Here is a 24803-nt window from a genome sequence, read left to right on the forward strand (position 1 = left end):
TATGGTGCGGGATGAATTTGCAGCGCGATTAGACCATTCAGGTCGGCATGACCAGAGGGAATTACAAGTCCGAAAGCTCAGAGACTTGCTTTAACATTCTTTTGCCGCCGCTATTCCTTTTAAATATCCGCGGCGGGCGACCCCTTTGCGATAGGACTTCTCGACTTCTTTATCATATTTGGCGGCTCCAGACGCCTGTCTTATCAGACTCCGAAACGGAATGAGCCCACCTACAGTGGAGGACACGGCGTTTAAAGCCGTCTGGCTCATAGAGCCGTCCGACTCCTCTGTGTTGTCAACATCCTTACCCAATAGCTGGGTCAGTTTATCAATTTCGACCATCAATTTGTCACAGGAACTATCTGCCGGCATGAGATAGGGATTTTCCATACTTTCCAAAAGATAAGGAATTTCTGATTTTCTGAGGTTAATATCACCCAAGGGGGTAAGAACCGCCTCCCCTAAATTAGGTGAGTCATCCAGACTGTCGATACCCTCGGGGGAGGCACCGGTTGTCACAACGCTTGCCGTTTGACTGGCTTGAGAGCTCATGCGGTTAAACGTTTCTTTCGGAGACGTTGAACAACCGGCCAATGCAAAGACCACAGCCAGGAATGAAAAATATAATTTCATATCCAAAATGTAGTCCGACCGAAATCTATTGTAAAATTGCCAATCGGACAGATTACCGTAATCTATGGTCTAAATTAGTCCCGCGAGTGGAGAACTGGGGTCAGCATACATTTTCTTGGGCATACGTCCCGCGAGATAGGCTTCGCGCCCGGCAATCACAGCATGTTTCATCGCCCGCGCCATTCGAATCGGGTCTTTGGCTTCAGCGATGGCTGTATTCATTAACACACCATCGCACCCAAGCTCCATCGCTGCCGTGGCGTCAGACGCCGTCCCGACCCCTGCATCGACAATTACGGGAACCTTTGTCTGTTCGACAATCAGGCGAATATTGACAGGATTCTGTATACCGAGACCGGATCCAATCGGCGCGCCAAGAGGCATAATAGCCGCGCAGCCCATATCTTCGAGCTTTTTGGCAAAAACGGGATCATCAGAGCAATACACCATCACCTCAAAGCCGTCTTTCAAGAGTAGTTCTGCGGCACGAAGGGTTTCTTCCATATCGGGATAAAGATGTTTCGGGTCAGACAAGACTTCCAGCTTCACAAGATCCCAACCACCGGCTTCACGGGCAAGCCGCAAAGTGCGGACCGCGTCTTCACCCGTAAAACAGCCCGCCGTATTTGGCAGGTAAGTCGTTTTTTCCGGACTGATAAAATCCGCCAGCATCGGGGCCTTTGGATCAGACAGATTCACCCGCCGCACAGCCACGGTCACAATATCTGCGCCGGAAGCTTCAAGCGCGTCGGCATTCTGGGCGTAATCTTTATATTTGCCTGTTCCGATAATCAGACGTGAATTGAATTCCCGTCCGGCAACAACAAGTTTGTCAGATGTGTCTTGCACGGCTGAGTCTGGCACTATCCGCCTCCGATAAAATGAATGATTTCAAGTCTGTCGCCTTCGGACAGCTTCACATCGCCAAATGTCGACTTGGGAACGACTTCCAAATTGCGTTCAACCGCGATTTTCTTATTCGGCAGGCCCAGATGCGCGATCAATCCAGTTATGGTCAAATCGTCGGGCAAAGTATGAATTTCACCGTTCAAAGTCAGCTTCACAAGGCCTCCTTACAGGCTTTAGCATTGCAGAGCGCGTTACCATGGCATAAAGGCTCTCTCAATGACGAAAGCCATCTATATCCTCAACGGACCAAACCTCAACAGGCTCGGCTCAAGAGAGCCTGAGATATATGGGTCTAAAACCTTGGCCGATATTGAATCCGAGTGCCGGTCGGCCACAGATCACGATATCGTTTTTAAACAGAGCAATATTGAGGGCGAAATCGTTGAGCATATTCAAGAGGCTGCAGATAAGGCCTCTGCCCTGCTGATTAACCCCGCCGCCTATACGCATACTTCTATAGCGATATATGACGCCTTAAAGCTGCTCGATATTCCAATCGTGGAAATCCACTTGTCGCAACCGGCAAAGCGTGAAAGTTTTCGGCAAAGATCCTATGTGGCAGAAGCCGCAACAGGAACAATTAGCGGTTTCGGTGCTAATTCTTATCAATTGGGGCTGCAAGCCGTTCTAAATTTGTTAAAGATGAAAAATTAGGCGACTCGCAGACACAAAACTTAACTCGACTAAAAGCCTGAACGAAAAGAGAGAGACGTAATGGCCACGCCCAAAAAAGAAAACGAAAAAAAAGATAACGCGAATGAAGGCAGTGATGTCGATTTGGTTCGCGAATTGGCGGATATTCTAAACGACACCGACCTCACCGAAATTGAAATGAAAAAGGGCGATTTGAAAATCCGCGTCGCCAAAGGCGGCGGACAAATGGTTCAAGCCTACGCCGCCCCGCAAGCTCCGACTCCCGTTCAGTCGGCGCCCGCCACATCTTCCGCGGCGGCTGAAAGCCAAGAAGACACCGCGTCTGGTCCGCATAAGGATTCGACGACCTCGCCTATGGTCGGCACGGCTTATACCCGTCCCTCCCCCGACGCGGATCCATTTGTAAAAGTGGGTGATAGCGTCGAAGAAGGCGACACAATTTTGCTCGTCGAAGCCATGAAAACCTTCAACCCGATTACAGCGCCCCGATCCGGTAAAGTTGAAAAGGTATATGTTGAAGACGCTCAGCCAGTCGAATTTGGCGAAGCCCTCTTTGTGATTGTTTAATCGATATGTCTCCTGCGACCGAAAAAGGGCCGGGAAAGCCGGATATGTTCAAGAAAATCCTGATCGCGAACCGGGGCGAAATCGCCTTGCGTATCCACCGTGCCTGTAAAGAAATGGGCATCAACACGGTGGCCGTCCATTCAGAAGCCGACCGCAATGCCATGCATGTTCGCCTCGCCGATGAGAGCGTTTGTATCGGCCCGAACAGCGCGACCGAAAGCTATCTTAATATTCCTGCCATCATTGCGGCGTGTGAAATCACTGGCGCCGACGCCGTCCATCCTGGCTATGGCTTTTTGTCTGAAAACGCGAAATTCGCTGATATCGTCGAAGCCCATGGCATGGCCTTTATTGGCCCCACGGCAGAACATATCCGCATAATGGGCGATAAGATCACGGCAAAGAAAACCGTTATGGACGCCGGAATCCCCTGCGTACCCGGTTCCGAGGGCAGCGTCGAAACATATGAAGATGCTCAAAAAGTCGCGAAAGATGTCGGCTTCCCACTGCTCGTAAAAGCCGCAGCTGGCGGCGGCGGGCGCGGTATGCGTCTGGCCGAGACCCCTGAGAAACTAAAAGAAGCTCTCTCTGCGGCGCAGCAGGAAGCCATCGCCGCTTTTGGCAATGGTGAAGTATATCTAGAGCGCTACCTCACAGGGCCGCGCCACATCGAAATTCAAGTTCTGGCCGACACCCATGGCAATGTTGTCCATCTGGGCGAACGGGACTGCTCTTTACAGCGCCGCAACCAGAAAGTTTTAGAGGAAGCGCCCTCTCCTACTCTAACGGCTAAAGAGCGCGAAGACATCGGCATGGTCGTTGCGAATGCGATTAAGAAAATCGGTTATCGCGGCGCGGGCACGATCGAGTTCCTCTATGAAAAAGGCGAGTTTTTCTTCATCGAGATGAACACCCGACTTCAGGTCGAGCATCCGGTGACAGAGGAAATTACCGGAATTGATCTGGTGCGCGAGCAAATTCGTATCGCCTCAGGCTTGCCGCTCAACTACTCGCAAAAAGATATCAAATTCCAGGGTCACGCGATTGAATGCCGTATCAATGCGGAAAACCCAAAAACATTTGCGCCGTCACCTGGAAAAGTTATTGAGTTTCATACCCCGGGCGGCATGAATACCCGCCTCGATTCAGCGCTCTACGCCGGATATTCCATCCCGCCCTATTATGACAGCCTGATCGGCAAACTCATCGTCTGGGGCAATACCCGCGAAGGCGCGATTCTGCGTTTGCGCCGGGCGTTGGGAGAGATGGTTATCACAGGGGTCGAGACAACAAAGCCTCTTCACGAAGCCTTGCTGGATGATCCTGACTTTCAGAAGGGTGATTATAACATTCACTGGCTGGAAAAATGGCTTAAAGAACAAGAGTAAAGTTCAGAGTATTTTCTTTCTGCGCTCCCGGAGCTGCAATCCCATCCGTTGGTGATTTAACCATGAAACGAAAGTATAGAATTCCTGTTTCTTACAACGTAAATTAAGGCTCTCTTACTATCACAATACTCAAAATCCGTTCCGCTATGGACTGTTTGGGAGTGATGATCGCCATGATCAGGTAAAAAAGTACAAGCCCTTGCGCCACAATCATCATAATCAAAGCCCCTATTGAAGGCGGCTCCAGGAACGGTTTGGCAGACCCATACCAAATTGCGCTATGCGCAATTTCCCAAGGTAAGAGTAAAATAATAGCACGCGAAAAAGCACGCTTAAATGATACAGGCCTGCCTTCGATAGTCAAAACTTGCAATCCAAAAACGCGTTTCCCGAATGAAGCCTTTTTGGAAGAAGATTCTGTCGCGGAAAAGTACAATAAAGCAGGTAGAGTAAGAGTAAAAAATGCAATCAGATGACCAATAATTGCAGATTGGTATAATGAAAAATGGAAGTAATTTTGAGCGGCTAAAACTATTAGGCCAAGACAGATAGCAAAAGCCAAAATCAGACTACAATCAAAAATATAGGCAAATATTCGCCGCCATAAGATATCAAGGTCTGTCATAAAACCCATTCCTTGGCGTAACCTCCACACTTTTCCGCACCATCGCAGGCCCAACGGCCCCCATCGCCAAAACCAATTTTCGACCCTTGCCCGCGCCGACCCGGCCTTCCCACGCGTCAGGGCCACCTTTTCGTAGATTCTCTCCGATCTCGCGATAGACTTTCAACGCCGCGGAAATTGCCCAGGCGCAGCGGAAGTCGAGCTCCTTTATGCCGACTTTCGCACTTTGATAATACTTTTCCGCAATGTCGAGTTGTTCGCAGACGGCTGCGTGGGCGGCGGGCCAGTTTTCGCGTTTTGCCAGTTCTGAGGCGTCTATCGGCGCGCCGTGTTTCAGGAGTAGATCCTGCGGGATGAACACCCGATCCGCTTTGGCATCGTCAATAACGTCCCGGGCGATATTGGTCAGTTGAAACGCCAGTCCCAGATCGCTGGCTCTGTCCAGAGTTGCGCTGTCCCTCACGCCCATAATGTTGGCCATCATGACGCCGACAACGCCCGCCACATGATAGGAATAATCGAGAATATCCTGAACCGTTTCATAGACGCGGTTTTCCGCATCCATTTCAAACCCTTGGAGCAAATCAAAGGGATGACGGTGATGAATATTATGGGCCTCCACCACGCGGGCCAGTCCGGCAAAAACAGGGTTCTCTGTCGGCTTCCCTGCAAGAACATTCGACGTGTATTCTCGGAGTTGGCTTAGGCGCTGTTTTTGTCCGACCTTATAGTTTTCAATCTGTCCGTGGCCCATTTCCTGGCCATCAATGACATCATCGCAATAGCGGCACCACGCATAAAGCATGGCGGCATCATCTCGCAAGGCAGGCGGCAGGACGCGGCTCGCCAAAGCAAAAGACTTGGAGCCTTTTTTTATAGAGGCGTGGCCGTGTTGTATGATGGAATCCATTAGGCGCTAGGAACCGCCAAAATAGTCGAATTTTCCAAGAGGCACGCCATTATGACGCAGAATATTGTAAGCTGTCGTGACATGGAAATGTACATTTGGAAGGGAGAAACCTGAGAGATAGGTAATCCCGGTAAAGTCGACGTCACGTGGACCCATTTTAAGAGAAAACTTCCGTCCTTCTTTTCCGTTGAGGTCGGCTTCACTCACTGCCTTGCAGTCTTTTTTCGCGCGCGTGATAAGCTCGTAGGCTTCTTCAAAAGTTTCCGGCGTCGTGTCGTAATTCGGGGCTTCTATCCCTGCGATACGATAAGGTGCGTTTTTCACCAGCTCGGCGGCGATCTGAACCTGTTTTTTCAAAGGGTACATGTCGGGCGCGAGACGGGCGTTCAGAAAAACCTGCGGATCAATCTCGCGGTCCTTTGCATTCGCCTCACCTTTTTTCAGAATATGCTCAAGATTGGAAAGTAAGCGCGGCAGCGCGTCGACAGCATTATACATAGAGAGTTGAGACATAAATTAACCTTTCAGCTTTTGAGAGAAATCTTCGGCTATGACGCCCGCCGTGGCTTTGGCAGAGCCGACAACGCCAGGAACGCCGGCTCCGGGATGTGTGCCGGCCCCAACGATATACATATTCTTGATATGGTCATCGCGGTTATGCGGACGAAACCAGGCCGATTGTGTCAGCACAGGCTCGACCGAAAACGCGCTTCCTAAATGGCTATTCATTTCATCGCGAAACCCAAAGGGTGTGAGCGTTTTCAAAACGGTCAAATCTTCTTTCAAATTCGGGATGGCGTGTTCTTCCAGATAGTCCAAAATCGTTTGTGTATATTTCGGGCCAATTTCGTCCCAATCGATATCAGCATGACCAAGGTGCGGCACAGGCGAGAGAACGTAGTAAGAAGAGCATCCTTCCGGCGCCATATCCGGGTCGGTAACACACGGGGCGTGTAGATAGAGCGAAAAATCATCGGGTAGATTTCCGCCCTTCCCGAAAATCTCGGCTATCAATTCCTTATAGCGCTGTCCCAGCAGAATGATGTGATGTTTCATGTCCGGATGCGTTGTCTTGAGACCAAAATAGATCACGAAGAGCGACATGGAATGGGACTTTTTCTTGAGCGCCTTACCGTAAGTTTTCCCGCGCGGCGTATTGCGCAGGAGTTGGCTGTAAGTATGCACCACATCCGCGTTTGACGCGACGAGGTCGGCGCTCATCGTCCATCCATCGGCGGCTGTTACGCCCGTCACGCGGTCGCCCGTGGACTGAATATCTGTAATTTCGGTTGAAAGACGGAGATCCCCGCCCAAGTCCTGAAAGAGTTTGACCATCCCCTGCACGAGCGCGCCCGTCCCGCCCTTGGCAAACCAGACGCCGCCTTTACGTTCCAGCGCGTGAATCAGCGCGTAGATAGAGGATGTTTTGAACGGATTACCGCCCACGAGGAGCGACTGAAAAGATAAGAGCTGGCGTACTTTATCGTCTTTGACGAATTTAGCGACCATATCATAGACAGATTTATCCGCGCGAAGCCTTACCAGTTGCGGGGCGGCAGCGATCATTTGTGAAAACTTCAGGAACGCGGTAGTGCCGAGCTTCTCATACCCTTCGCGGTAAAGCTCTTTCGAATAGGCGAGAAATTTGTGGTATCCTGCCACGTCGTCCGGGTTACGTTCGGCAATCTGCTTTTCCAGAAAGTCTGTATCGTTGTTGTAATCGAACACGTCGCCATCTTCCCATTGCAGACGGTAAAACGGATCAACTGGCAAAAGCGTGACGTAATCGTCCATATTTTTACCGGACAGATCGAATAGCTCTTTCAGACAATCCGGATCAGTGATGACGGTCGGCCCGCCATCGAATTTATAGCCGTCTTCCTCATAGACATAGGCACGCCCGCCCGGCTTGTCCCGATTATCGACGAGCGTAACCTGAAACCCCATGGCCTGCAGACGAATGGCTAAGGCAATTCCGCCGAAGCCAGCGCCAATAACGATCGCGGTCGGCATTTTGGCGTCTTGCGTTTTGGCAACCGCGTCAAAATCGGCCGGATTGGTCTGTACATTCATGCTTTATCTCGTTTCGCGCGTTCGCGTTTGATAAATGCTTTTTCCGAGAAATTATACAGCGCCTTTGTCACAGGCACAGGCGGCTTGCCGATGAGGAGGCGGGCTTTGTCGGCTGTGGTAAGCTGTCCGGCATAAAAGCGTTCGATGAGACCTTGTGGCAATCCGTAAAACCGTTGGAGGACTTTATAGCGTCGGTCGGGGTCACAGGCACGAAAGAGCATCCGGTTTAAGAGGCGAAGAAAACGCTCCTCTTTCCACTTGATATTCTGCATGATTGCATTTGCAGCTATCATATGGCCTTTTGCAATTTCGGGACTTTTGCCTTGAAAGCATGACAGATCCCACGCCAGCCAGTAGGCCGTTCTTAAAGCATCTGGAAAGCTATAGCCTGTAACAGCGTGAAAATGCCCTCCACAAATACCTATAGATAAAGCATTGTAGGCATCAATCTCGTTAGCCAAAGTAATCGGCAAAACCCCTTTCTCCTGCCGCAATACCTCATGATCTCCCCAGCCGTGCGCCTCGATATAATCATCCACCCGCACGGCCACACCGGCTTCTGACAACTCCGGCCCGTCTGTATAATAGGTATCCTCCACCAAAATCTGATGCTCTGTGAAAGGCAAGCAATAAACGAATCGATAGCCTCCGAGTTGCTCGACAGTCGCATCCATGATGACCGGATATTTCAAGCCATGCGGCTTTTTCGTCCGGATCGTCTTTCCAACAAATTTTTGATAGCCGAGGAAGACATTCTCGTTCGGCGCAAAGCCCCGCGCGTCGAGAACGCAGGCCGCGTCCAAAGTCTCCCCATTTTCCAGCGTAACGCTCTCGGCATCCAAAGACGCAACTTTCGTCTTCAACATAACCTGCATCCGTCCGCTCTCAATAAACGGCGCCACACAGGCGCGAAGCGTTTCACTGTTTCCTGTGCAATAGGGTATCTCAAGCGTCCGTTCACGCTTTGGGAATTTCACGTCGTATCGCGGCCATTGATAAGCAATAAATGGGTTTATCCAGTCTCGCAGGCTCTCCTCCACATCGGTCAAATTGAATGACCAGGTATGGTCCCCGGCGATTTTGTCCGATGCCTCGACAATCACGACAGTCAAATCCGGATTGACATCCAGACAACGCCACGCCGTCAGCAGACCCGAAAGCCCTGCTCCGACAATGATCATATCCGGCGTTTTTTCCATAGATCTGTCTTAAAACAGAATCGCTTCACTACAACCATTGAACTCTCAATCTTTTCATTTGATTGTAAATTGGCCTAATAAAACCTGTTATCGTCATTCAATATGTCAATTCATTAACCTATTGAAAAGGGTAGATAAATATTTCTACCTCAAGATGTGTCTGACCAATTTAATCCCCAGAAATAAAGGTTTTATCAGCTATAGACGTAAATTCTTACAGTGAATCACTCCCCAAGGGAAAAGAGCTATGTCATACAGACAATGTCCTATCGCAAGATAGGCGGGCGGGCGGCGAGGTTGCCCCACATCGGCCAAGCTGTCCGCCTCCATTTCAAAAAAAAAACTAGTTGCGAATTGTCCTTTTGGACAATCACAAAAGCGTGTAGGCCTGCTGCTTAATCGAAAAGTGAATATTTACTTTTCGTCTTGGTAATTGATTTTCGGTTGATAGTTTTCATCGTGTTTCGCGAGTACTTCACTCGCCATAAAGATTCCGTCCGTCGCCACCTGGCCTGTGACAACAACGCCTTGCCCCTCCCGAAACAAATCCGGCAAAACGCCATCATGTAAAACGGTAATCGGCGCAGGCATGTCGCGTTCAAAATCGGCAACCGCAAATTCTGTCAGCAATCCGCCTTTACGCTCGACAGACCCCTCGACAACTTTGCCGCCCATCCGGAATGTTTCAGACCCCGGAACAAACCCTTCCGCCACGACGTCACTCGGATTGTAAAAAAACTGTGTGTTCTCTCCCAATGCTGAGGCGATCAGAGCGACACCCCCGACAACCAAAATGCCGAATCCGGCAATCGCCGCCAATCGACGGTTACGATGCGGAGGCTTTACGCGTTTTGGTTTTAGAGTTTCTGACATGGGCGCGCTTTTACCACAGGGCCTGTCCTGCGCAATGCGGCGTGACATGACGCGTCAATTTGGCCATAAGCCGCGAGATGACGTCCTTCCCTGATAAAACAGATATGGAGCCTTTCGAGGTGAAGCTGAAGTCCATCTCGCTCCGGCGGGGGGAGCGGGTTTTGTTTGAAAACTTGTCGCTAGACCTAAAGGCCGGAGACCTTCTCTATGTTTTAGGGGAAAACGGGATTGGCAAAACGAGTTTGCTTCTAGCAATGGCGGGACTTTTGAAACCCCATAGGGGCAAGGTCAATTGTCCGGACGCTACAACACCGGCTCTGTCTTCCTCTCTTATGATCCGACCGGATGGAGCCAGCCGCGGACTGACCGTGCTTGAGGATTTAAAATTCATGTCGAACCTATCGGCGACATCTAACGACCCCAACGCTTTGCTGAAAAAAGTGGGCCTCTCTGATTTGTCGCAAAACCGGACAGAAACGCTCTCCCTTGGTCAGAGGAAAAGATTAAGCCTCGCAAAGCTTTTGCTCGGTCAACGCCCGCTCTGGTTATTGGATGAGCCATTTTCGGCTTTGGACTCAGAAGGCCGAGCCCTGTTTGCTCAAGAGATTGCTCGGCACCTAGGCCGCGGCGGCATCGCCGTAATCGCCACACATCAGCCAACGGAAATTCCTGACCGCTCGGCAAAAACCTTACTGTTGAAGGTGGCCGGATGAGTGCCTTTTTAGCCATATTGCAAAGAGACCTTCGCTTGGCATTTCGAACTGGCGGCAGCTGGGTTCTCGGAACCGTCTTCATGGCTGTTTTTGTAACGCTTTGCGCCATAGCTTTAGGCGGACAGATGACGGAATTACGCAGGCTTGCCCCAGCCCTGCTCTGGCTCGCCATAGTCTTTTCCATGCTGCTTTCTTTTGCGACAGTGTTTCAAGCGGATTTCCGTCAGGGTACACTGACACAAATATATCTGAGCGGCATCTCGACCCTCACTCTGGCGCTCTCGAAATGGGCGGCCTTTCTCTGCCTTGGCTTCCTGCCATTATTTCTGATTACGCCCATTATGGGGGTCGTTTTGGGCCTGAGCAGTGAAGTGATACTCGCAATTCTGTTGGCTCTAGGTCTGGCCGCCCCCGCTCTCGCCGCTTATGTGACCTTAGCCGGAGCAATATTTTGCGCTCGATCCGGCGCAGGGTTTTTGGTTGTTCTTTTGGTCACGCCGTTTCTCGTGCCATTATTGATATTTGGTCTGGAGGCCAGCCAAGGTTTTGGGATGGCGGGCTGGACTGCGGTTGAATTACGCATCCTTGCCGGTTTAACTCTCATTTCTATTGCAGTAGGAATTCCAGCGTCAGCTGCCGCGCTTCGCGTGAATTTGGAGCCTTCATGATTTCCTATCTCGCCAATCCTGCCCGCTTTGCGAAGGTTTCAAAATGGCTTACACCGCTTTGCGGCGGGCTTGCCGCTTTGTGTCTGGTCATTGGGACTTATATCGGTCTGATTAGCTCTCCGGCGGCCGACCTTCACGGCGAAGGCGTTCGTATGCTTTACGTCCATGTACCGGCGGCGTGGTGCGCCCTCGCCGCTTATACAGGCCTAGCCGTTTGCAGTCTTATAAGCTTTGTCTGGCGCCACCCTCTGGCAGATAGCGCTGCGCGCAATCTGGCCGTTCCGGGTCTTGTTTTTGCTCTGCTCTGCTTGGCCACCGGCAGTCTCTGGGGCCGACCGGCGTGGGGAACCTGGTGGCAATGGGACGCACGCATGACGTCTGTCCTGGTGCTTGCCTTCATCTATGCTGGCTACCTCCTGCTCTGGGGCGTGATAGAAGATAAGCGCAAAGCCGCGCGCCTTGCCTCTATTGTCGCGATGGTAGGGTTTATCAATATTCCGATTATCAAATTCTCCGTTGATTGGTGGAACACCTTGCATCAACCCGCCTCCGTGTCCCAACCCGGCGCCCCCGGTATGCCCGCAGAGTTCCTTCTTCCGCTTTTCATCATGATGACCGGATATACCGCGCTTCTGGCTTGGTGCGCACTGCGCGGCATTGAAGCCGACCTGGTGAAACTTAAAAACCGCCGCGCACCTAAGGCAGCGCCCGCCACAATCGAATTGAGTGAGGGCTGAGATGGATTACGGCGCAATAACGCCCTTTATAATCGGGGCTTACGGCGTGAGCCTCTTGGGCATAGCCGGACTTGTAGTATGGACTCTGCGAAAGCCAAAACTGTGAGCGGGGTAAAAGGCGAGACGCCCTATGAACGGGTGAAGGATTTGATGGAGCGTTTACGCGCCGAGTGTCCGTGGGATCGTGAACAGTCATTCGAGTCAATTGCGCCCTACACAATCGAAGAGGCGTACGAAGTCGCCGATGCGATTGAACAAAATGACATGGGGGCGCTACGCGAAGAATTGGGCGACCTTCTTCTCCAGGTCGTTTTCCACTCAAAGCTGGCCGATGAAACGGGCGCTTTTAATCTGGACGATGTTACCGATGATCTCGTCAAAAAAATGGTGCGCCGTCACCCGCATGTTTTTGGCGAGGAGAATGTAGAGTCGGTTCCCGGCAATTGGGAGAAGCTCAAAGAGGCCGAACGGACCGCCAAAGGTCACACAAGCCGACTTGACGGCGTCGCCCTTAGTCTTCCTGCTTTAATGCGAGCCCAAAAGCTTCAAAAACGCGCGGCCAAGACAGGATTTGACTGGCCTGATCTGAGCGGCGTCTGGGACAAGATTGAAGAAGAAATTTCCGAAGTGAAAGAGGCCGTGGACGCCAAGAACCATACGGAAATGGAAGAAGAAATTGGCGACCTTCTCTTTTCGGTTGTCAACCTCTCCCGCAAGCTCGGAGTGGATTCAGAAGTTGCCCTGAGACGGGCCAACGCGAAATTCTCCCATCGTTTCAGAGGGGTCGAAAGCCGCGCTGGCGCATCTATACAAGACCTGGACCTGGAAACGCTCGAATCCTACTGGCAGGACGCGAAATCGGACGACACCAAATAATCTGATCTAGTTGTTGATAAGGGCCGGATAGTTTGATCTGAATTTCCCGGCATCGGATTCCGACAGGCGAACCCGCATATCGACATTTCCAGATTTCCGCATATCTTCCAAGAGCACATTACCGTGAGAATGGAGCCACGCCCGCGCCGAAAAATTTGCCGGGTCAATCGTTACCGTCAGGGTCTGATCATCCACGCTCAGAGCGGCTTCGACACCGTGGAGCAGGTCTGAAAGACCTTCCCCGCTCAAACAGCTCACCAGATAGGCATTCATCATGTCTTCAAAATCTAACGTCGCCGCCGCCCGCTCGTTCAGAGCTGCGCGTTCGTCGCCCATTACAAGATCTGCTTTATTCCAGACTTCGATAATTTCCTGACCGTGTTCGGGGCCAGCATCGATTTGGTCCAAAACCTCCAGAACTTCGTCACGCCGCCGCTCCGTTAGAGGGTCAGATATATCCCGGACATGCAAAAGCACGTCGGCATCTTTTACCTCTTCCAAAGTCGCGCGGAAAGCGGTTATCAAATCTGTCGGCAGGTCCGAAATGAATCCAACGGTATCCGACAAAATTGCCGATTGCCCGGATGGTAAAGGCAGCACGCGGTGCGTCGTATCCAGCGTGGCAAAGAGCATATCCTTGGCCATGACGCCGCCTGTTGTCAGCGCGTTGAACAATGTGGACTTTCCGGCATTGGTATAGCCAACCAGAGCGACGACACGCTCCGGAGCCCGCTCACGTTTTTTACGTTGCAGCCCGCGCGTGCGGCGAACATTTTCAAGATCACGGCGGAGCTTGGTAATCTTGTCGTTCAATATGCGACGGTCACTCTCAATTTGCGTTTCGCCCGGCCCGGCCAAGAAGCCCTGTCCGCCGCGCTGGCGTTCCAAATGGGTCCAGGTACGAACAAGGCGGGAGCGTTCATAGCCCAGGCGCGCAAGCTCAACTTGCAGCCGCCCTTCTTTGGTGGCGGCGCGGAGACCAAAAATTTCAAGAATTAACCCAGTCCGGTCTATGACCTTGCACTTCCAGTCTCTTTCCAGATTACGTTGCTGTATTGGGGAAAGAGCCGCGTTCACGATTGTCAGAGTCGCTTCGCTGGCCTGAATCAGAGCTGCAATCTCCTCAATCTGGCCTTTTCCGAAAAAATTTGAGGCCCGAAGTTCTCTCACCGGAATAATGCGGGAGTCGACACATTCCGCGTCTAACGCTTCGGTCAGGCCGACGGCCTCTTCAAGATCATAATCCGCGTCCCCGGCGCGCTCATTGGCAAACCGCGGATGCAGAACGAGCGCTTTCTCGCGAGGAATTTCCCGCTCAAGCATTCTGAGCTTTCAAAAAGGAAGTGATAATACGGGGTATCAGACTAATCTTCGTCTTCGTCATCAACGACTTCGGGATCGAAAAGTTGAACCGGGCCCGAGGGCATAATTGTTGAGATCGCATGTTTATAAACCAATTGTACTTGTCCGTCACGGCGTAGCAAAACGCAGAAACTGTCGAACCAGGTGACAACGCCTTGCAGTTTAACACCATTCACGAGAAAAATCGTGAGAGTCGTCTTGGACTTACGCACGGAGTTAAGAAAAGTGTCCTGAAGATTTTGTTTGCGATCGGATGACATTGAATTTGTCCCTTATTCTTGTTCTTTGGAAGTTGATTGCGCACAACTCACAAGGGCGCTTTATCGGCATTCACACCGCTGACGCAAGTTTTTTCTCCGTGACAGTTTTGTAAACTCTATTGCCGCCAAAATGAAGGCGACATCAGAACGAGGACGGCTAAGACTTCAACACGGCCGATTAACATCAGTGCAGAGGACACTAGCATTTGCAATTGAGTCAGCTCCGGCCATCTTAAGCCGGTGTCTGGTAAGGTTGATGGCAAGAGAGGTCCTATATTGGAAAGTGTCGCTCCGCTGACGCTGGTGGCATCCGTGAAATTAAGACCTACGGCTCCCAAGCAGATAATTCCTAACCCGAAAACAAGAGTATAACCAAAGAAGTAGAGCCAGATTGAGAGAAAGGCCCGGTCTGGTACCTGTCGGTGCTTGAACTGAACAGGTAAAACTCGCGAAGGGTGAGAGGACCGGCTGATATCCGTTCCGAGATGTTTAAACAGCAAAATAATGCGGATAATTTTAAGCCCTCCGGCCGTAGATAAGGCCGAGCCGCCGATTAACGCCAGAGAGATCAAAACCACGCTCGGAACCTGCTCTAAACTGATGGGATCATATACAAATCCGGCTGAGCTTATAAAGAAAACAGCTTCAACGAAGAGCGGAAATAGATTCTGAAGGCCTGCATAAAACAAGCCAAACAATGTTAATCCCAGTCCCAACGCGATGAGAGTTCTATGTTCAATATTTGTGATTAAACGCCGGAAATTTACCCAATTGCGCAATCGTATCGCATCCCAAACGACTGCCACATTCATAGCGCCGAAGCCGCACGCCAGCATCAGCACAAAAGTTGAAAAGCGGGGGACATAAAGAAATAAGTCCTCCGATCGGGGCGTCATTCCGCCCGTCGAAACGCCGCTTAGAGACAAACATAAGGCATCAAAAACATTTGTTCCGCCTAAAGCCATCAGAACAAAACAAATGGAAGCGATCAAAAGGTATACCCCGGTAATCACGCGGCCAATTCCCACTAATCGAGTAAAAAGCTCGCCTTTTTTGAGGGTAAACAAAGCCGAGCGGTGAATACCTGTCCCGGTCAGATTGAGCGCAGCCAGAATGACGACAGCGAAGGTCGCGACGAAGATACCGCCAAAAAACTGAAGCAGCGATTGCCAGAGAACTAAAGTGGAGGGCAGAGTTTCGACTACATATCCATTCGCGCCGGTCGTCGTCAGAGCGCTAACAGCCGTAAAATAGCCTCTCAACAGTCCCAATTCGGGAAAAGTTATCCAGTAAGGTATTGCGGCCGTCAGAGGAACAAGACCCCAAAACAGCAATAGAAAAACCAAAGCGTCGCTATTGGTTTCGCGGGAAGGCGTTTTGGTGGTTGTCAGAACGAAAAGCGATCCGAGCACGACCAGACAAATTGCCGTCACGCCCATAACGGTCACCATTTCCAGGTCGACCATTAAAAGGGCGGCAAAAGCGGTTAAGGCCATCAATGCCGCGATCATTATGACCGAGCATCCTAGCCAATAAATAATCCGTGTAATAGCCATAGGTTAGAAACTAGACTTCTGTCCCGAAGTGCTGTCCGCGTTAAAACTGGTCATGGCAATACCATTTAAAAATAGTCCGTACTAACGCGGAACATGGCTTCAATGGCTTTCATGGCAGATCGTTCTGCCAGAAGGATGACCTTATCACCCTGGCGAACAAGCAAGTCGGGTTTGGGGAACAGAACTTCGCCCTCATGAATGACAGCGCCGATGGTTATATCGTCTGGTAATTCGGCTTCGCGCAGAGTTTTTCCGGCAAGAGGAGAGGTTTCAAGGACTTCACCTTCCATGACCTCAGCCCCGCCCTGCTCAAGTGAGTAGACGTCCAGAATGCGGCCACGGCGAACATGACGAAGAATGGAAGAAATGGTACTTGCCCGCGGGTCAATCACCATATCAATGCCCAGCTCGGTCTGCATTTCCTGCATGGAAACCTCATTGATCAAACTGATCGTATGATCAGCCCCAAGCTTTTTCGCCAAGACAGCGGAGAGAATATTGATTTTATCATCATTGGTAAGGCAAACGACCATTTCAGAGTTGGAAACGCCGGCTTCCTCCTGAATATTCGCGTCCATCGCATCGCCATTGAGAATTACGGTGCGTGATAATTCATCGGCTGCTTTTTCTGCGCGATCCTTGTTGAATTCTATCATCCTCACCCGCATTCCGGTAACGGACTCCAGCTGTCTCGCGACAAAAGTGCCGACATGCCCAGCCCCGATAATTACAACATGTCTTGCTTTGGTTTCATGATTACCCACGACTTCCAGCAATCTGGCGGCGTGTTCGGATTTCGTAATGAAATAGGCATCATCGCCGACATTCAGCGGATCATCTGACGTCGGTGCAAAGACTAATCCATCACGCTTTATCCCGACAATTGCGGCGTGTAGACCTTCAAACAAATCCGGAATTTGCCGAATGGGGGTATCAATGATGGGACAGTCCTCTTTGATTTTAACGCCGAGCAGGAGAACTTGACCATTCCCGAACGGGACAACGTTGAACGCACCGGGCGTATTCAGACGCCTCAATATCGCTTTTCCAATCTCAATTTCCGGAGAAATAATGATATCAATCGGCATGTTTTCGCGGCTGTAGAGATCATTCCACTGGCTATCGAGATAGCTTTGCGCCCTCACTCGGGCGATTTTAGTCGGAACATCAAACAGCGAATGCGCCACCTGGCAGGAGATCATATTGACTTCGTCCGCATGGGTGACCGCAATAATCATATCCGTATTACGAATTCCCGCCCGCACAAGAACATCCGGATGCGCGCCATTTCCAATAACGCCGCGAACGTCCAAGTCTGTTGTGATCTGCCGAATGAGTTCCGGCGATAGATCAATCACCGTAACCGTATTGTTTTCAGCTGCCAGACGAGATGCAAGGCCGTAACCAACCCGCCCTGCGCCGCAAATAATGACCCGCATGAGTCCTCACAAAATGATAGGGGCCAAGACCCCGGCAATTATCAAGAGGCGTCTTCGCGCCCGTTCGCGCCCAAACCTAGCGACTTTAGCTTTCGGTGCAAGGCAGAACGCTCCATACCGACAAAACTTGCCGTGCGTGAAATGTTTCCGTCGAAACGATCAATTTGGGCTTGAAGATATTCGCGTTCAAAATGTTCTCGGGCATCCCGCAGTGGCATTGAAATCATTTTTTCGGATTCGGCGGCGCCTCCGGAAGATCGGACCACAGAGACTTCAGGCGGAAGCGTCGCCAAGGTAATCGGCTGGCCTGGCTCTCCTGTCGCCAGAATCAATAATCGCTCTACATTATTTCGGAGCTGGCGAACATTGCCCGGCCAGTCATGAGCCTGCAAGGCCGCCATAGCATCGGCGCCAATTTCTCGCGCCGGGAGACCGGTGGACGCGGCAAGTTGCGAGATAAAATGCTCCACCAATAAGGGAATATCTTCACGCCGCTCGCTCAGAGACGGCGCTTCCAGAGGCATAACATTCAAACGATGGAATAAGTCTTCGCGGAAATTTCCGGATTCGACATCCGTCAGTAAATCTTGCGAACTGGAGGTAATCACGCGGACATCAACCTGAACGTCCTGGCTTCCCCCCAATCTGTGAAAGCGCTGCTCTACCAAAAGTCGCAGCAATTTGCCTTGCGTTTCGGCCGGCATATCCGCGACCTCATCCAGATAGAGCGTGCCGTTATGCGCGGCTTCCAACAAGCCGGTTTTAACCACGGTGCCGTCTTCATTCTCAACCCCGAAGAGCTCTTCCTCGACTCTCTCAGGCACCATAGAAGCAGCGTTGACGGCCTTAAAGGGCCCTTCTGCACGCTTTGACTGAGAATGCAGGAGTCTGGCAATGAGTTCTTTTCCGGATCCGGAAGGCCCGGAGATCAGAACTCGTGAATTTGTCGCGGCGATACGTTCAATTTTGGAGCGTAATTGCTGCACAAGGGTCGATGTTCCTACCAATTTCGTATCGGTTTGGGCGCGCCCTTTCAGATCCTCATTTTCCTGTCTGAGCCGAGCATTTTCCAATGCTCTGGAAACCGTCACGATCAGTTTTTCCGACTTAAAAGGTTTGACGATATAATCATAAGCCCCTTTGCGGATCGCAGAGACAGCCGTCTCCACCGTGCCGTGTCCGCTGATAATAATAACCGGAAGGTTGGGATAGGAGGCTTTCAGTTTATCCAGAAGCTCAATCCCGTCCATGCCGCTTCCCTTTAGCCAGACATCCAGTACGACCAGAGAAGGCTGGCGTTTTTTGACAGCATCCAGCGCCGCTTCGCTTGTGCCCGTCTGGCGGGTCACGTGACCTTCATCATCCAATATACCGGCAATCATTTCCCGGATATCGCTCTCATCTTCGACGATCAAAATATCATTTTTCATGCTCAGTCCTTTAAGGGTTTACCTTTTTTCGGCGTGTCATCATCTTCGTTGGTCTCAGTTTTTGAGGTCAGCGGTGCATCAAGCCCGAGTTCAGGCGAAAGGGACGATTTCTTCTTGGCAAACCGGATTTCAACGCAGGCTCCACCCCCGCCCATAGGGGGTTCAGCGAGCGTTAGACTTCCGCCGTGGTCTTCGGCAATCCGCTTCACGATAGCGAGCCCCAGCCCCGTTCCGCTTTCGCGGGTTGTCACATAAGGCTCTAGCAAACGGATTCTATCTGTCACAGGCCACCCCGGACCGTTATCAAGAATTCTTATGAGGACGCATTCTTCTTCCACGACGAGCTCTGTCACAATTCGTCCCTCGACGGCTTCTTCCCCGGATTGATCATAAGCTCTTAAAACCGCTTCTCCGGCGTTTTTATAAATATTGGTCAAAGCCTGAGTAATAAGCCGCTCATCCCCCCAAATCCGGGAGGGCTTGCGCGATGATTTTTTCTGAACGAATTTGATATCAGGAAATGCCACGCCCTGTTCGAAGAGCACCTCATTCAACAATGAAGGTAATTCAACATTGGCGAATTCAGGCGCGGGCATGCGAGCAAAGGCAGAAAATTCGTTGACCATTTGCTCCAGACTGCCGACCTGACGGATAATTGTCTGGGTGCAGTTTGCAAACGTCTGAGGGTCACTGGTGATTTCCTTACTGTATTTGCGCTCAAGTCGTTCCGCAGACAGCTGGATCGGCGTTAAGGGATTCTTGATTTCATGAGCAATCCGCCGGGCTACTTCGCGCCAGGCAGAATGCCTCTGGGCCGAAACGAGCCGCGTCATATCATCAAAGGTCAACACCCAACCCGTATCTTTCCGCGCGCCCTGATAGGCCGAGACCCTAAGGTCAAAGTTTCTCACCTGTCCGTCAATTTCAAAACTGACCTGATCTTCTGCCGAGGCCTGGATACTCTCTCGCCCTTTTTTAAAAGCGGGGGCAAATGGTGACAAAACCTGATCAATCGGACGGCCCAGCAAGCTTTTTTCGTCCAGCCCCAATAATTGTTCAGCGGATTTGTTGATGAGAGTTATCCGACCGGTTTGCGCCAAACCGATAACGCCGGCGCGGACGCCGGATAGGACGGCTTCGGAAAACTGTCTCCTTTGTTCTGAAATATCATGCTCCTTGACGAGAGCATCCCGTTGAGAGTCCAGCTGCTGGGTCATTCGGTTAAAGGCACTGCCCAGGTCTGAAATTTCGCCCCAATCCTCGCCCACATTGACTCGCGCACTCATATCTCCGGCTCGAACCAATTCCGCCGCTGTAATCAATCTACCCAAAGGTTCGATGATACGGTTTCCGAGAACCAGACCCAACCAGATAGCCGCCATCAGAATGAGCAGTGCAGTTTCCATCAGGGTCAGGACAAAAATATTCCGCATCTTTGCCTGTTTCTGGTTAAAGCTGGTCAAAGACTGAGTCGCCCCTTCGATACCGGAAATACTGGACAAGACCTGACTGTCCGAGCGCAAGACACGGCCGACATAAAGATAAACATTTGTAAATTCCGGAAGCGGAGACAGCGCGATGAGATAATCCAGATCATCTCTTTTCTGATAGGCAATCCTGCCTTGGCTCGTGCTTTGGAACACACTATCGGCCGGCACTCGAAAATCAGGGGCAAAAGGTGATTCTACGCGGGCAAGAACATCACCCTGATCACTGAGCATATAGACGGCATCGAGATCTCTGACGCGCGCCTGAATTTGAAGTTCTGCCGTCAGAGATATTCTTTGTTCAACCATAGTTGGATCGGCATCAATAGTCGCAGATAGAATATTGATATCTTTGCCTAAATCAGACAATTCCTGATCGACGTAGTCATCAAGAATGGACCGGGCCTGCTCCATATTCTTTCGGACATCAGCTCCAAAAATATCATTGATATTCTGGCTGATAAACGACAATGAAAAGACACCGACGATGATGGCGGGAACAAGGGCGGCGAGGCTGAAAATAAAAACGAAGCGTCGGTGCAAGAGCGGCGCAGTTCGCCGCCGTGCCTTCGTGAAAAGTGTCCCCCAAACCCGGTATCCCAGATATATTGCGAGGAAGACGATGAGGATCAAATTCGCCCGCAAGACGTCAAACGATCGATCAATTTGTTCCGATTGATCAGAGAATGAAAACAGCGCTCCTAAAATTGTCACGAACATGGCCGTCATGAAAAAGACGCCGAACAGCGCCGAGCGGGCTATTTTCGGAGCTCTCTTTATAAAGGGCTGTTCAGGGTATCTCGAGGGTTTTTGCGCGCGAGTCTTTTTGGATACGTCAGACGAGGTCTCAGGGCTGACCACACCAACGGATCCGGTCTGTTCTGGCGATTGGGCCTGAATGGGTTTAATAACAGTCACGCTATCCGAATGCTACGCGCCAATAACGGCGCAACTGTCACTCTTTTATCGCAGTGTTGCACAAAATCAACACTAGAAAATCTATCCTTTTTGTCAGACCTTTTTGACTCAAACTAAGAGATATCCAAAGACTTTAATCGCGTCCTTAATGTGTTTCTGTGTATGCCTAAACGCTCTGCGGCTCTGGCACGATTTCCGCCTGTAAGTCTTAAAGCTTCAACGATAAGGGGCCGTTCCACCCAGGAAAGAGCCGTTTGATAAATTGTCTCTTCAAGATCGGCATTTTCGTCATTCAGCAAAATTCGACAAGATTCTTCCAGTTTTTTATCAAGCTTTTCCTGCGTGTCGCCCTCAGCATTGCGCGGACGTATATCCTTTGAAAATTCCTGCAAAACCATATCGGCCGTAATGATGTCGTCCGAATAGAGAACAGAAAGCCGTCTTACGAGGTTTTCCAGTTCACGCACATTCCCGGCCCAATTATGACGATGCAAGATGTCCAGGGCGTCGGATTCAAATCGGCGGGGCTGGCCCGGGGACGCCTGTGACAAGAAACTCTCCGCCAGTTCATACGTGTCTTTATCACGGCCCGACAGGGGCGGTATGCGGATTTCGGCCACATTGATACGAAACAGCAAATCATCCCGGAAGGCTCCGCTTTCGGCCATTTTTCGAAGGTCTTTGCGCGTGCCGGATAAGACGCGAGGACGTTTGGACGCCGGGATCAGTTCCGCTTCTGTCATCAGGGAAAGCAATCCCTCCTGTTGCGTCAGGCTGAGCTCAGCAATTTCATCCAGATAAATGTCCCCGCCATTGACCTTTTGCAGTGTGAGGGACGTGTTTGAAAAATCACTCGTACGTAAAAACGGACGATCCGCCCTCGGGCCGCCGTCATGGAGGAGTTGGGCCACCAGATCTTTACCTGTCCCTACCGCGCCCTGAATAAGAACGGGCAAGTCACTTGAGGAAAAGCGTGACACCGCCCGATAGACGGGCTGCATGGCCGGACTACGGCCAATCATGGGCAGGCGCTTGGTTTTCGGATTGATCCGCCCCCGGCGCGGATTAACGGATTGCCCGGCCCGCGACACCGCATTGGTGACATCTTCCAGATCAAACGGCTTCGGAACATATTCGAAGACTTTTTGCTGTCCGGCTTTCAACGCCGTGTTCACTGTGTTGTTCGCGCTTATAACGACGATTGGCATTTTGGGCCGCGCCTGGGAAATTTCCGGCAGCGTGTCAAAGACTTCTCGCCCGCCCATCATCACATCCGTCACGATAATGTCGCCCTGCCCGGCCTCTGCCCATTTCAATAGGGTTTGGGCGTTATCGGTCGCTTTTACATTATGTCCCGCACGCGTCAGAGCTTTGGAGAGAACAAGCCGGACGCTATCATCATCATCGGCCAATAAAACTTCATATTTCATTGTCTGAACTTTCTGTATTTACACGTGGGGCGGGAAGAAGGAGAGAAAAAACGGTATGACCGGGATGAGACCTGACTTCGACAACTCCGCCATGGGCCGCAGCAACTTTGGAAACAAGCGCCAAGCCTAGCCCCTGCCCGTCCTGTTTTGTCGACACAAAAGGCTGGAAAACCTGATCCACCAAATCCGCAGGAATCCCGGGGCCGTTATCAATCACCTGAATCTCTATGGGCAGGCTCTGCGCTTTTTCTTCGCCCTCACCTGTCGCGGAAACACCGCTTCTGAATTTTGTCTGAAGCGTGATTTCCGTTCCGGCTTCCGATGCGTTTTTAATCAGGTTCAGAACGGCTTGCATCAACGTATCCGGATCCCCGGCCGCATGAGGAAGGGACGGATCATAATGCTCGGTAAAAACCAGCTCTTTATCTGCGGACTGGATAATTTTGCGGGCGCGCCTGAGGACTTCGTGAATGTTTACCTGTTCTTCAATCTCAGGGTCACTATCGCCGAGTGTTTCCATCCGGTCGGCTAAGCGTCGAATTCGGTCAATTTCTGAAGCAATAAGATCAATCAGAGACTGGCCTTCTTCACTGGCCACATCTTCGCGCAGGAGCTGCGCCGCCCCCTTAATTCCCGCCAAAGGGTTTTTAAGTTCATGCGCAATCAGCCGCCCCATGCCGGACACGACGTGACCGCCCATGGCGTTGTTACGGGGCTGGGCTTTGGCAAACCGTATCCCGATACCGATATGTTCCTGAGTAGGAAACGCGGTTAAATGAGAAAGATGAACTTCGGAATCTTTTCGGTGATTGAATTTGATTTCGCAATCCCGGACAGTGACCGCACTTCCCTCCTCAAAGGATTGAAGAATGCGGCCCTTGGGAAGATCCTGAATATTCAAGACAACCCAGATATCTTCTTTTCCAAGACGTTTAATCGAGAGGCCCGTCCAGCTTTGCGCGGCGTCATTGGCCCAGACAACTTTTTGCGTCGCGGGATCAATCAGAAAACAGGGATAAGGGGCGTCTTCGCCCACCATCGCTCCAAGAGACAGCTTGCTCATGCCGCCTGCTCCTCATCGCTCTCAAACGCTTGAGCTAGAATGGATAGAACTTTGTGTGTGTCTTTTGTCGACAGAGCCAGACGCCGCTGAGCTTCCGGAACCTTACCCGGCGCATGCTCGAGGTACGCAGAAACATGTTTGCGCGCGACCCGAAGCCCTTTGTCTTCTCCATAAAACTCCAAGACATTCTTATAATGATCGGTCGCAATATCCGACTTTTCAGATAGGGAAAGAACCGGCGCTGAAATATCATCAACGGCCTTCATGACATCTGAAATGAGCCAGGGTCGCCCTGTCAGCGCGCGACCAATCATGACGCCGTCAGCGCCGGACTGCTCTATCGCGCGGCGCGCCGTGGCGCCGTCATGGATGTCTCCATTGACAATGACAGGAACTGAAACAGCCTCTTTGACGGCTTTGACAGCCGCCCAGTCGGCCTGGCCTTCATAAAACTGGCACCGGGTTCGGCCGTGAACGACAATCATTTGGACGCCTGCGGCTTCGGCCCGGCTGGCCAGTTCGGCCGCATTCAAACTCTGTTCGTCCCAACCCAGTCGCATTTTCAAAGTCACAGGCAAAGAGGTTGCCGCCAGCGTTTTTTCGATCATCGCCAGCGCGTGGTCTAAATCCCGCATCAGAGCAGAGCCCGATTGTCCGCCGACGACTTTACGCGCCGGACAGCCCATATTGATATCTATGATATGCGCGCCCGCTTCTTCGCATAATTTTGCGCCCACCCCCATCCAGTCCGGGTCGTGACCGACCAGTTGAATGGCAAGCGGGTGTATGTCCGACGAGCCAGCGGCGCGGGCGAGGCTTTCCGGATCTCCGCTGGCCAGACGGTCACCCGCCACCATTTCCGAAACCACCAGGCCGGGTCTGAATTTCGCAAGAACTTTCCGAAAGGGTAAATCCGTCACACCGGACATGGGCGCAACTAAAACGCGGGAGCGTAGTTCGAACTTGCCGATATGAAGTGAATTTGCCATTACCCTCTCTTATAGCTGCCAAATTGACCGCACAATAATTCACC

General features: G+C 51.4%; 26 protein-coding genes. 8 read left to right on the plus strand and 18 right to left on the minus strand.

What is annotated here, in order from left to right; genetic code table 11:
* Nucleotides 1-90: 90 nt before the first annotated feature.
* From ACN0IC_RS12315 to thiS, 3 genes are all read right to left on the minus strand, one after another.
* Entirely contained in the window at nt 91-639 is a 549-nt protein-coding gene (locus ACN0IC_RS12315) for a hypothetical protein (RefSeq protein ID WP_416879082.1), read from the minus strand.
* A 63-nt stretch (nt 640-702) separates the two neighbouring features.
* A complete protein-coding gene (locus tag ACN0IC_RS12320; protein WP_416879115.1) occupies nt 703-1500 on the minus strand; it encodes a thiazole synthase in 798 nt (265 codons plus the stop codon).
* Nucleotides 1497-1697, minus strand: coding sequence for a sulfur carrier protein ThiS (gene thiS / locus ACN0IC_RS12325; protein ID WP_416879083.1), 201 nt, complete (start codon nt 1695-1697; stop codon nt 1497-1499). The genes ACN0IC_RS12320 and thiS overlap by 4 nt, the downstream gene beginning before the upstream one ends.
* 61 nt (nt 1698-1758) lie before the next feature.
* Here thiS and aroQ point away from each other — a divergent pair, with 61 nt between their 5' ends.
* Genes aroQ through accC form a run of 3 tightly spaced genes read left to right on the plus strand, consistent with a single transcriptional unit; the run spans nt 1759 to nt 4151 of the window.
* The gene (gene aroQ / locus ACN0IC_RS12330; protein ID WP_416879084.1) at nt 1759-2196 is read left to right on the plus strand and encodes a type II 3-dehydroquinate dehydratase; all 438 of its coding nucleotides are present in this window, start codon (nt 1759-1761) and stop codon (nt 2194-2196) included.
* A gap of 60 nt (nt 2197-2256) precedes the next feature.
* Nucleotides 2257-2763: an acetyl-CoA carboxylase biotin carboxyl carrier protein gene (gene accB / locus ACN0IC_RS12335; RefSeq protein WP_416879085.1), complete on the plus strand. Its 507-nt coding sequence runs from the start codon at nt 2257-2259 to the stop codon at nt 2761-2763.
* A gap of 44 nt (nt 2764-2807) precedes the next feature.
* A complete protein-coding gene (gene accC / locus ACN0IC_RS12340; RefSeq protein ID WP_416879116.1) occupies nt 2808-4151 on the plus strand; it encodes an acetyl-CoA carboxylase biotin carboxylase subunit in 1344 nt (447 codons plus the stop codon).
* A 103-nt stretch (nt 4152-4254) separates the two neighbouring features.
* Here accC and ACN0IC_RS12345 read toward each other — a convergent pair whose 3' ends face one another.
* The 6 genes from ACN0IC_RS12345 to ACN0IC_RS12370 form a co-directional block, all read right to left on the minus strand.
* Nucleotides 4255-4776 carry an RDD family protein gene (locus ACN0IC_RS12345; protein WP_416879086.1) on the minus strand — a complete coding sequence of 174 codons (522 nt, stop codon included), beginning with the start codon at nt 4774-4776 and terminating at the stop codon, nt 4255-4257.
* The gene (locus ACN0IC_RS12350; protein WP_416879087.1) at nt 4763-5686 is read right to left on the minus strand and encodes a phytoene/squalene synthase family protein; all 924 of its coding nucleotides are present in this window, start codon (nt 5684-5686) and stop codon (nt 4763-4765) included. Before ACN0IC_RS12350 ends, ACN0IC_RS12345 begins: the two co-directional genes overlap by 14 nt.
* Nucleotides 5687-5692: 6 nt before the next feature.
* Nucleotides 5693-6199, minus strand: coding sequence for a DUF1993 domain-containing protein (locus ACN0IC_RS12355; protein ID WP_416879088.1), 507 nt, complete (start codon nt 6197-6199; stop codon nt 5693-5695).
* Between the two features lie 3 nt (nt 6200-6202).
* Nucleotides 6203-7699, minus strand: a complete 1497-nt coding sequence (locus tag ACN0IC_RS12360; RefSeq protein ID WP_416879117.1) for a phytoene desaturase — start codon at nt 7697-7699, stop codon at nt 6203-6205.
* A gap of 56 nt (nt 7700-7755) precedes the next feature.
* Entirely contained in the window at nt 7756-8958 is a 1203-nt protein-coding gene (gene crtY / locus ACN0IC_RS12365; protein WP_416879089.1) for a lycopene beta-cyclase CrtY, read from the minus strand.
* Between the two features lie 414 nt (nt 8959-9372).
* Nucleotides 9373-9831 carry a cytochrome c maturation protein CcmE gene (locus ACN0IC_RS12370; protein WP_416879090.1) on the minus strand — a complete coding sequence of 153 codons (459 nt, stop codon included), beginning with the start codon at nt 9829-9831 and terminating at the stop codon, nt 9373-9375.
* Between the two features lie 77 nt (nt 9832-9908).
* On the opposite strand from ACN0IC_RS12370, the gene ccmA reads away from it, so the two are divergent.
* Genes ccmA through mazG form a run of 5 tightly spaced genes read left to right on the plus strand, consistent with a single transcriptional unit; the run spans nt 9909 to nt 12825 of the window.
* The gene (gene ccmA / locus ACN0IC_RS12375; RefSeq protein ID WP_416879091.1) at nt 9909-10544 is read left to right on the plus strand and encodes a heme ABC exporter ATP-binding protein CcmA; all 636 of its coding nucleotides are present in this window, start codon (nt 9909-9911) and stop codon (nt 10542-10544) included.
* Nucleotides 10541-11212 (plus strand): heme exporter protein CcmB, encoded by a 672-nt coding sequence (locus ACN0IC_RS12380; protein ID WP_416879092.1) that lies wholly within the window; start codon nt 10541-10543, stop codon nt 11210-11212. Before ccmA ends, ACN0IC_RS12380 begins: the two co-directional genes overlap by 4 nt.
* The gene (gene ccmC / locus ACN0IC_RS12385) at nt 11209-11949 is read left to right on the plus strand and encodes a heme ABC transporter permease CcmC (protein WP_416879093.1); all 741 of its coding nucleotides are present in this window, start codon (nt 11209-11211) and stop codon (nt 11947-11949) included. The genes ACN0IC_RS12380 and ccmC overlap by 4 nt, the downstream gene beginning before the upstream one ends.
* Nucleotide 11950: 1 nt before the next feature.
* A complete protein-coding gene (locus tag ACN0IC_RS12390; RefSeq protein ID WP_416879094.1) occupies nt 11951-12055 on the plus strand; it encodes a heme exporter protein CcmD in 105 nt (34 codons plus the stop codon).
* Entirely contained in the window at nt 12028-12825 is a 798-nt protein-coding gene (gene mazG, locus ACN0IC_RS12395) for a nucleoside triphosphate pyrophosphohydrolase (RefSeq protein ID WP_416879095.1), read from the plus strand. Before ACN0IC_RS12390 ends, mazG begins: the two co-directional genes overlap by 28 nt.
* 6 nt (nt 12826-12831) lie before the next feature.
* Here mazG and hflX read toward each other — a convergent pair whose 3' ends face one another.
* From hflX to dusB, 9 genes are all read right to left on the minus strand, one after another.
* A complete protein-coding gene (gene hflX / locus ACN0IC_RS12400; RefSeq protein ID WP_416879096.1) occupies nt 12832-14148 on the minus strand; it encodes a GTPase HflX in 1317 nt (438 codons plus the stop codon).
* 41 nt (nt 14149-14189) lie between these two features.
* Entirely contained in the window at nt 14190-14447 is a 258-nt protein-coding gene (hfq, locus tag ACN0IC_RS12405) for an RNA chaperone Hfq (RefSeq protein WP_415810833.1), read from the minus strand.
* Nucleotides 14448-14563: 116 nt separating this feature from the next.
* Entirely contained in the window at nt 14564-15958 is a 1395-nt protein-coding gene (locus tag ACN0IC_RS12410; protein WP_416879097.1) for a TrkH family potassium uptake protein, read from the minus strand.
* A gap of 110 nt (nt 15959-16068) precedes the next feature.
* Nucleotides 16069-17442, minus strand: coding sequence for a Trk system potassium transporter TrkA (gene trkA / locus ACN0IC_RS12415; RefSeq protein WP_416879098.1), 1374 nt, complete (start codon nt 17440-17442; stop codon nt 16069-16071).
* A 41-nt stretch (nt 17443-17483) separates the two neighbouring features.
* The gene (locus ACN0IC_RS12420) at nt 17484-18872 is read right to left on the minus strand and encodes a sigma-54-dependent transcriptional regulator (protein ID WP_416879099.1); all 1389 of its coding nucleotides are present in this window, start codon (nt 18870-18872) and stop codon (nt 17484-17486) included.
* A gap of 2 nt (nt 18873-18874) precedes the next feature.
* Entirely contained in the window at nt 18875-21277 is a 2403-nt protein-coding gene (locus tag ACN0IC_RS12425) for an ATP-binding protein (protein WP_416879100.1), read from the minus strand.
* Nucleotides 21278-21390: 113 nt separating this feature from the next.
* Nucleotides 21391-22707: a sigma 54-interacting transcriptional regulator gene (locus ACN0IC_RS12430; protein WP_416879101.1), complete on the minus strand. Its 1317-nt coding sequence runs from the start codon at nt 22705-22707 to the stop codon at nt 21391-21393.
* Nucleotides 22697-23770: a two-component system sensor histidine kinase NtrB gene (locus tag ACN0IC_RS12435; RefSeq protein ID WP_416879102.1), complete on the minus strand. Its 1074-nt coding sequence runs from the start codon at nt 23768-23770 to the stop codon at nt 22697-22699. Before ACN0IC_RS12435 ends, ACN0IC_RS12430 begins: the two co-directional genes overlap by 11 nt.
* Nucleotides 23767-24759, minus strand: a complete 993-nt coding sequence (gene dusB, locus ACN0IC_RS12440) for a tRNA dihydrouridine synthase DusB (protein ID WP_416879103.1) — start codon at nt 24757-24759, stop codon at nt 23767-23769. The genes ACN0IC_RS12435 and dusB overlap by 4 nt, the downstream gene beginning before the upstream one ends.
* Nucleotides 24760-24803: the final 44 nt, after the last annotated feature.

The organism is Litorimonas sp., from assembly GCA_029936425.1.
Lineage (GTDB): Bacteria > Pseudomonadota > Alphaproteobacteria > Caulobacterales > Maricaulaceae > Litorimonas.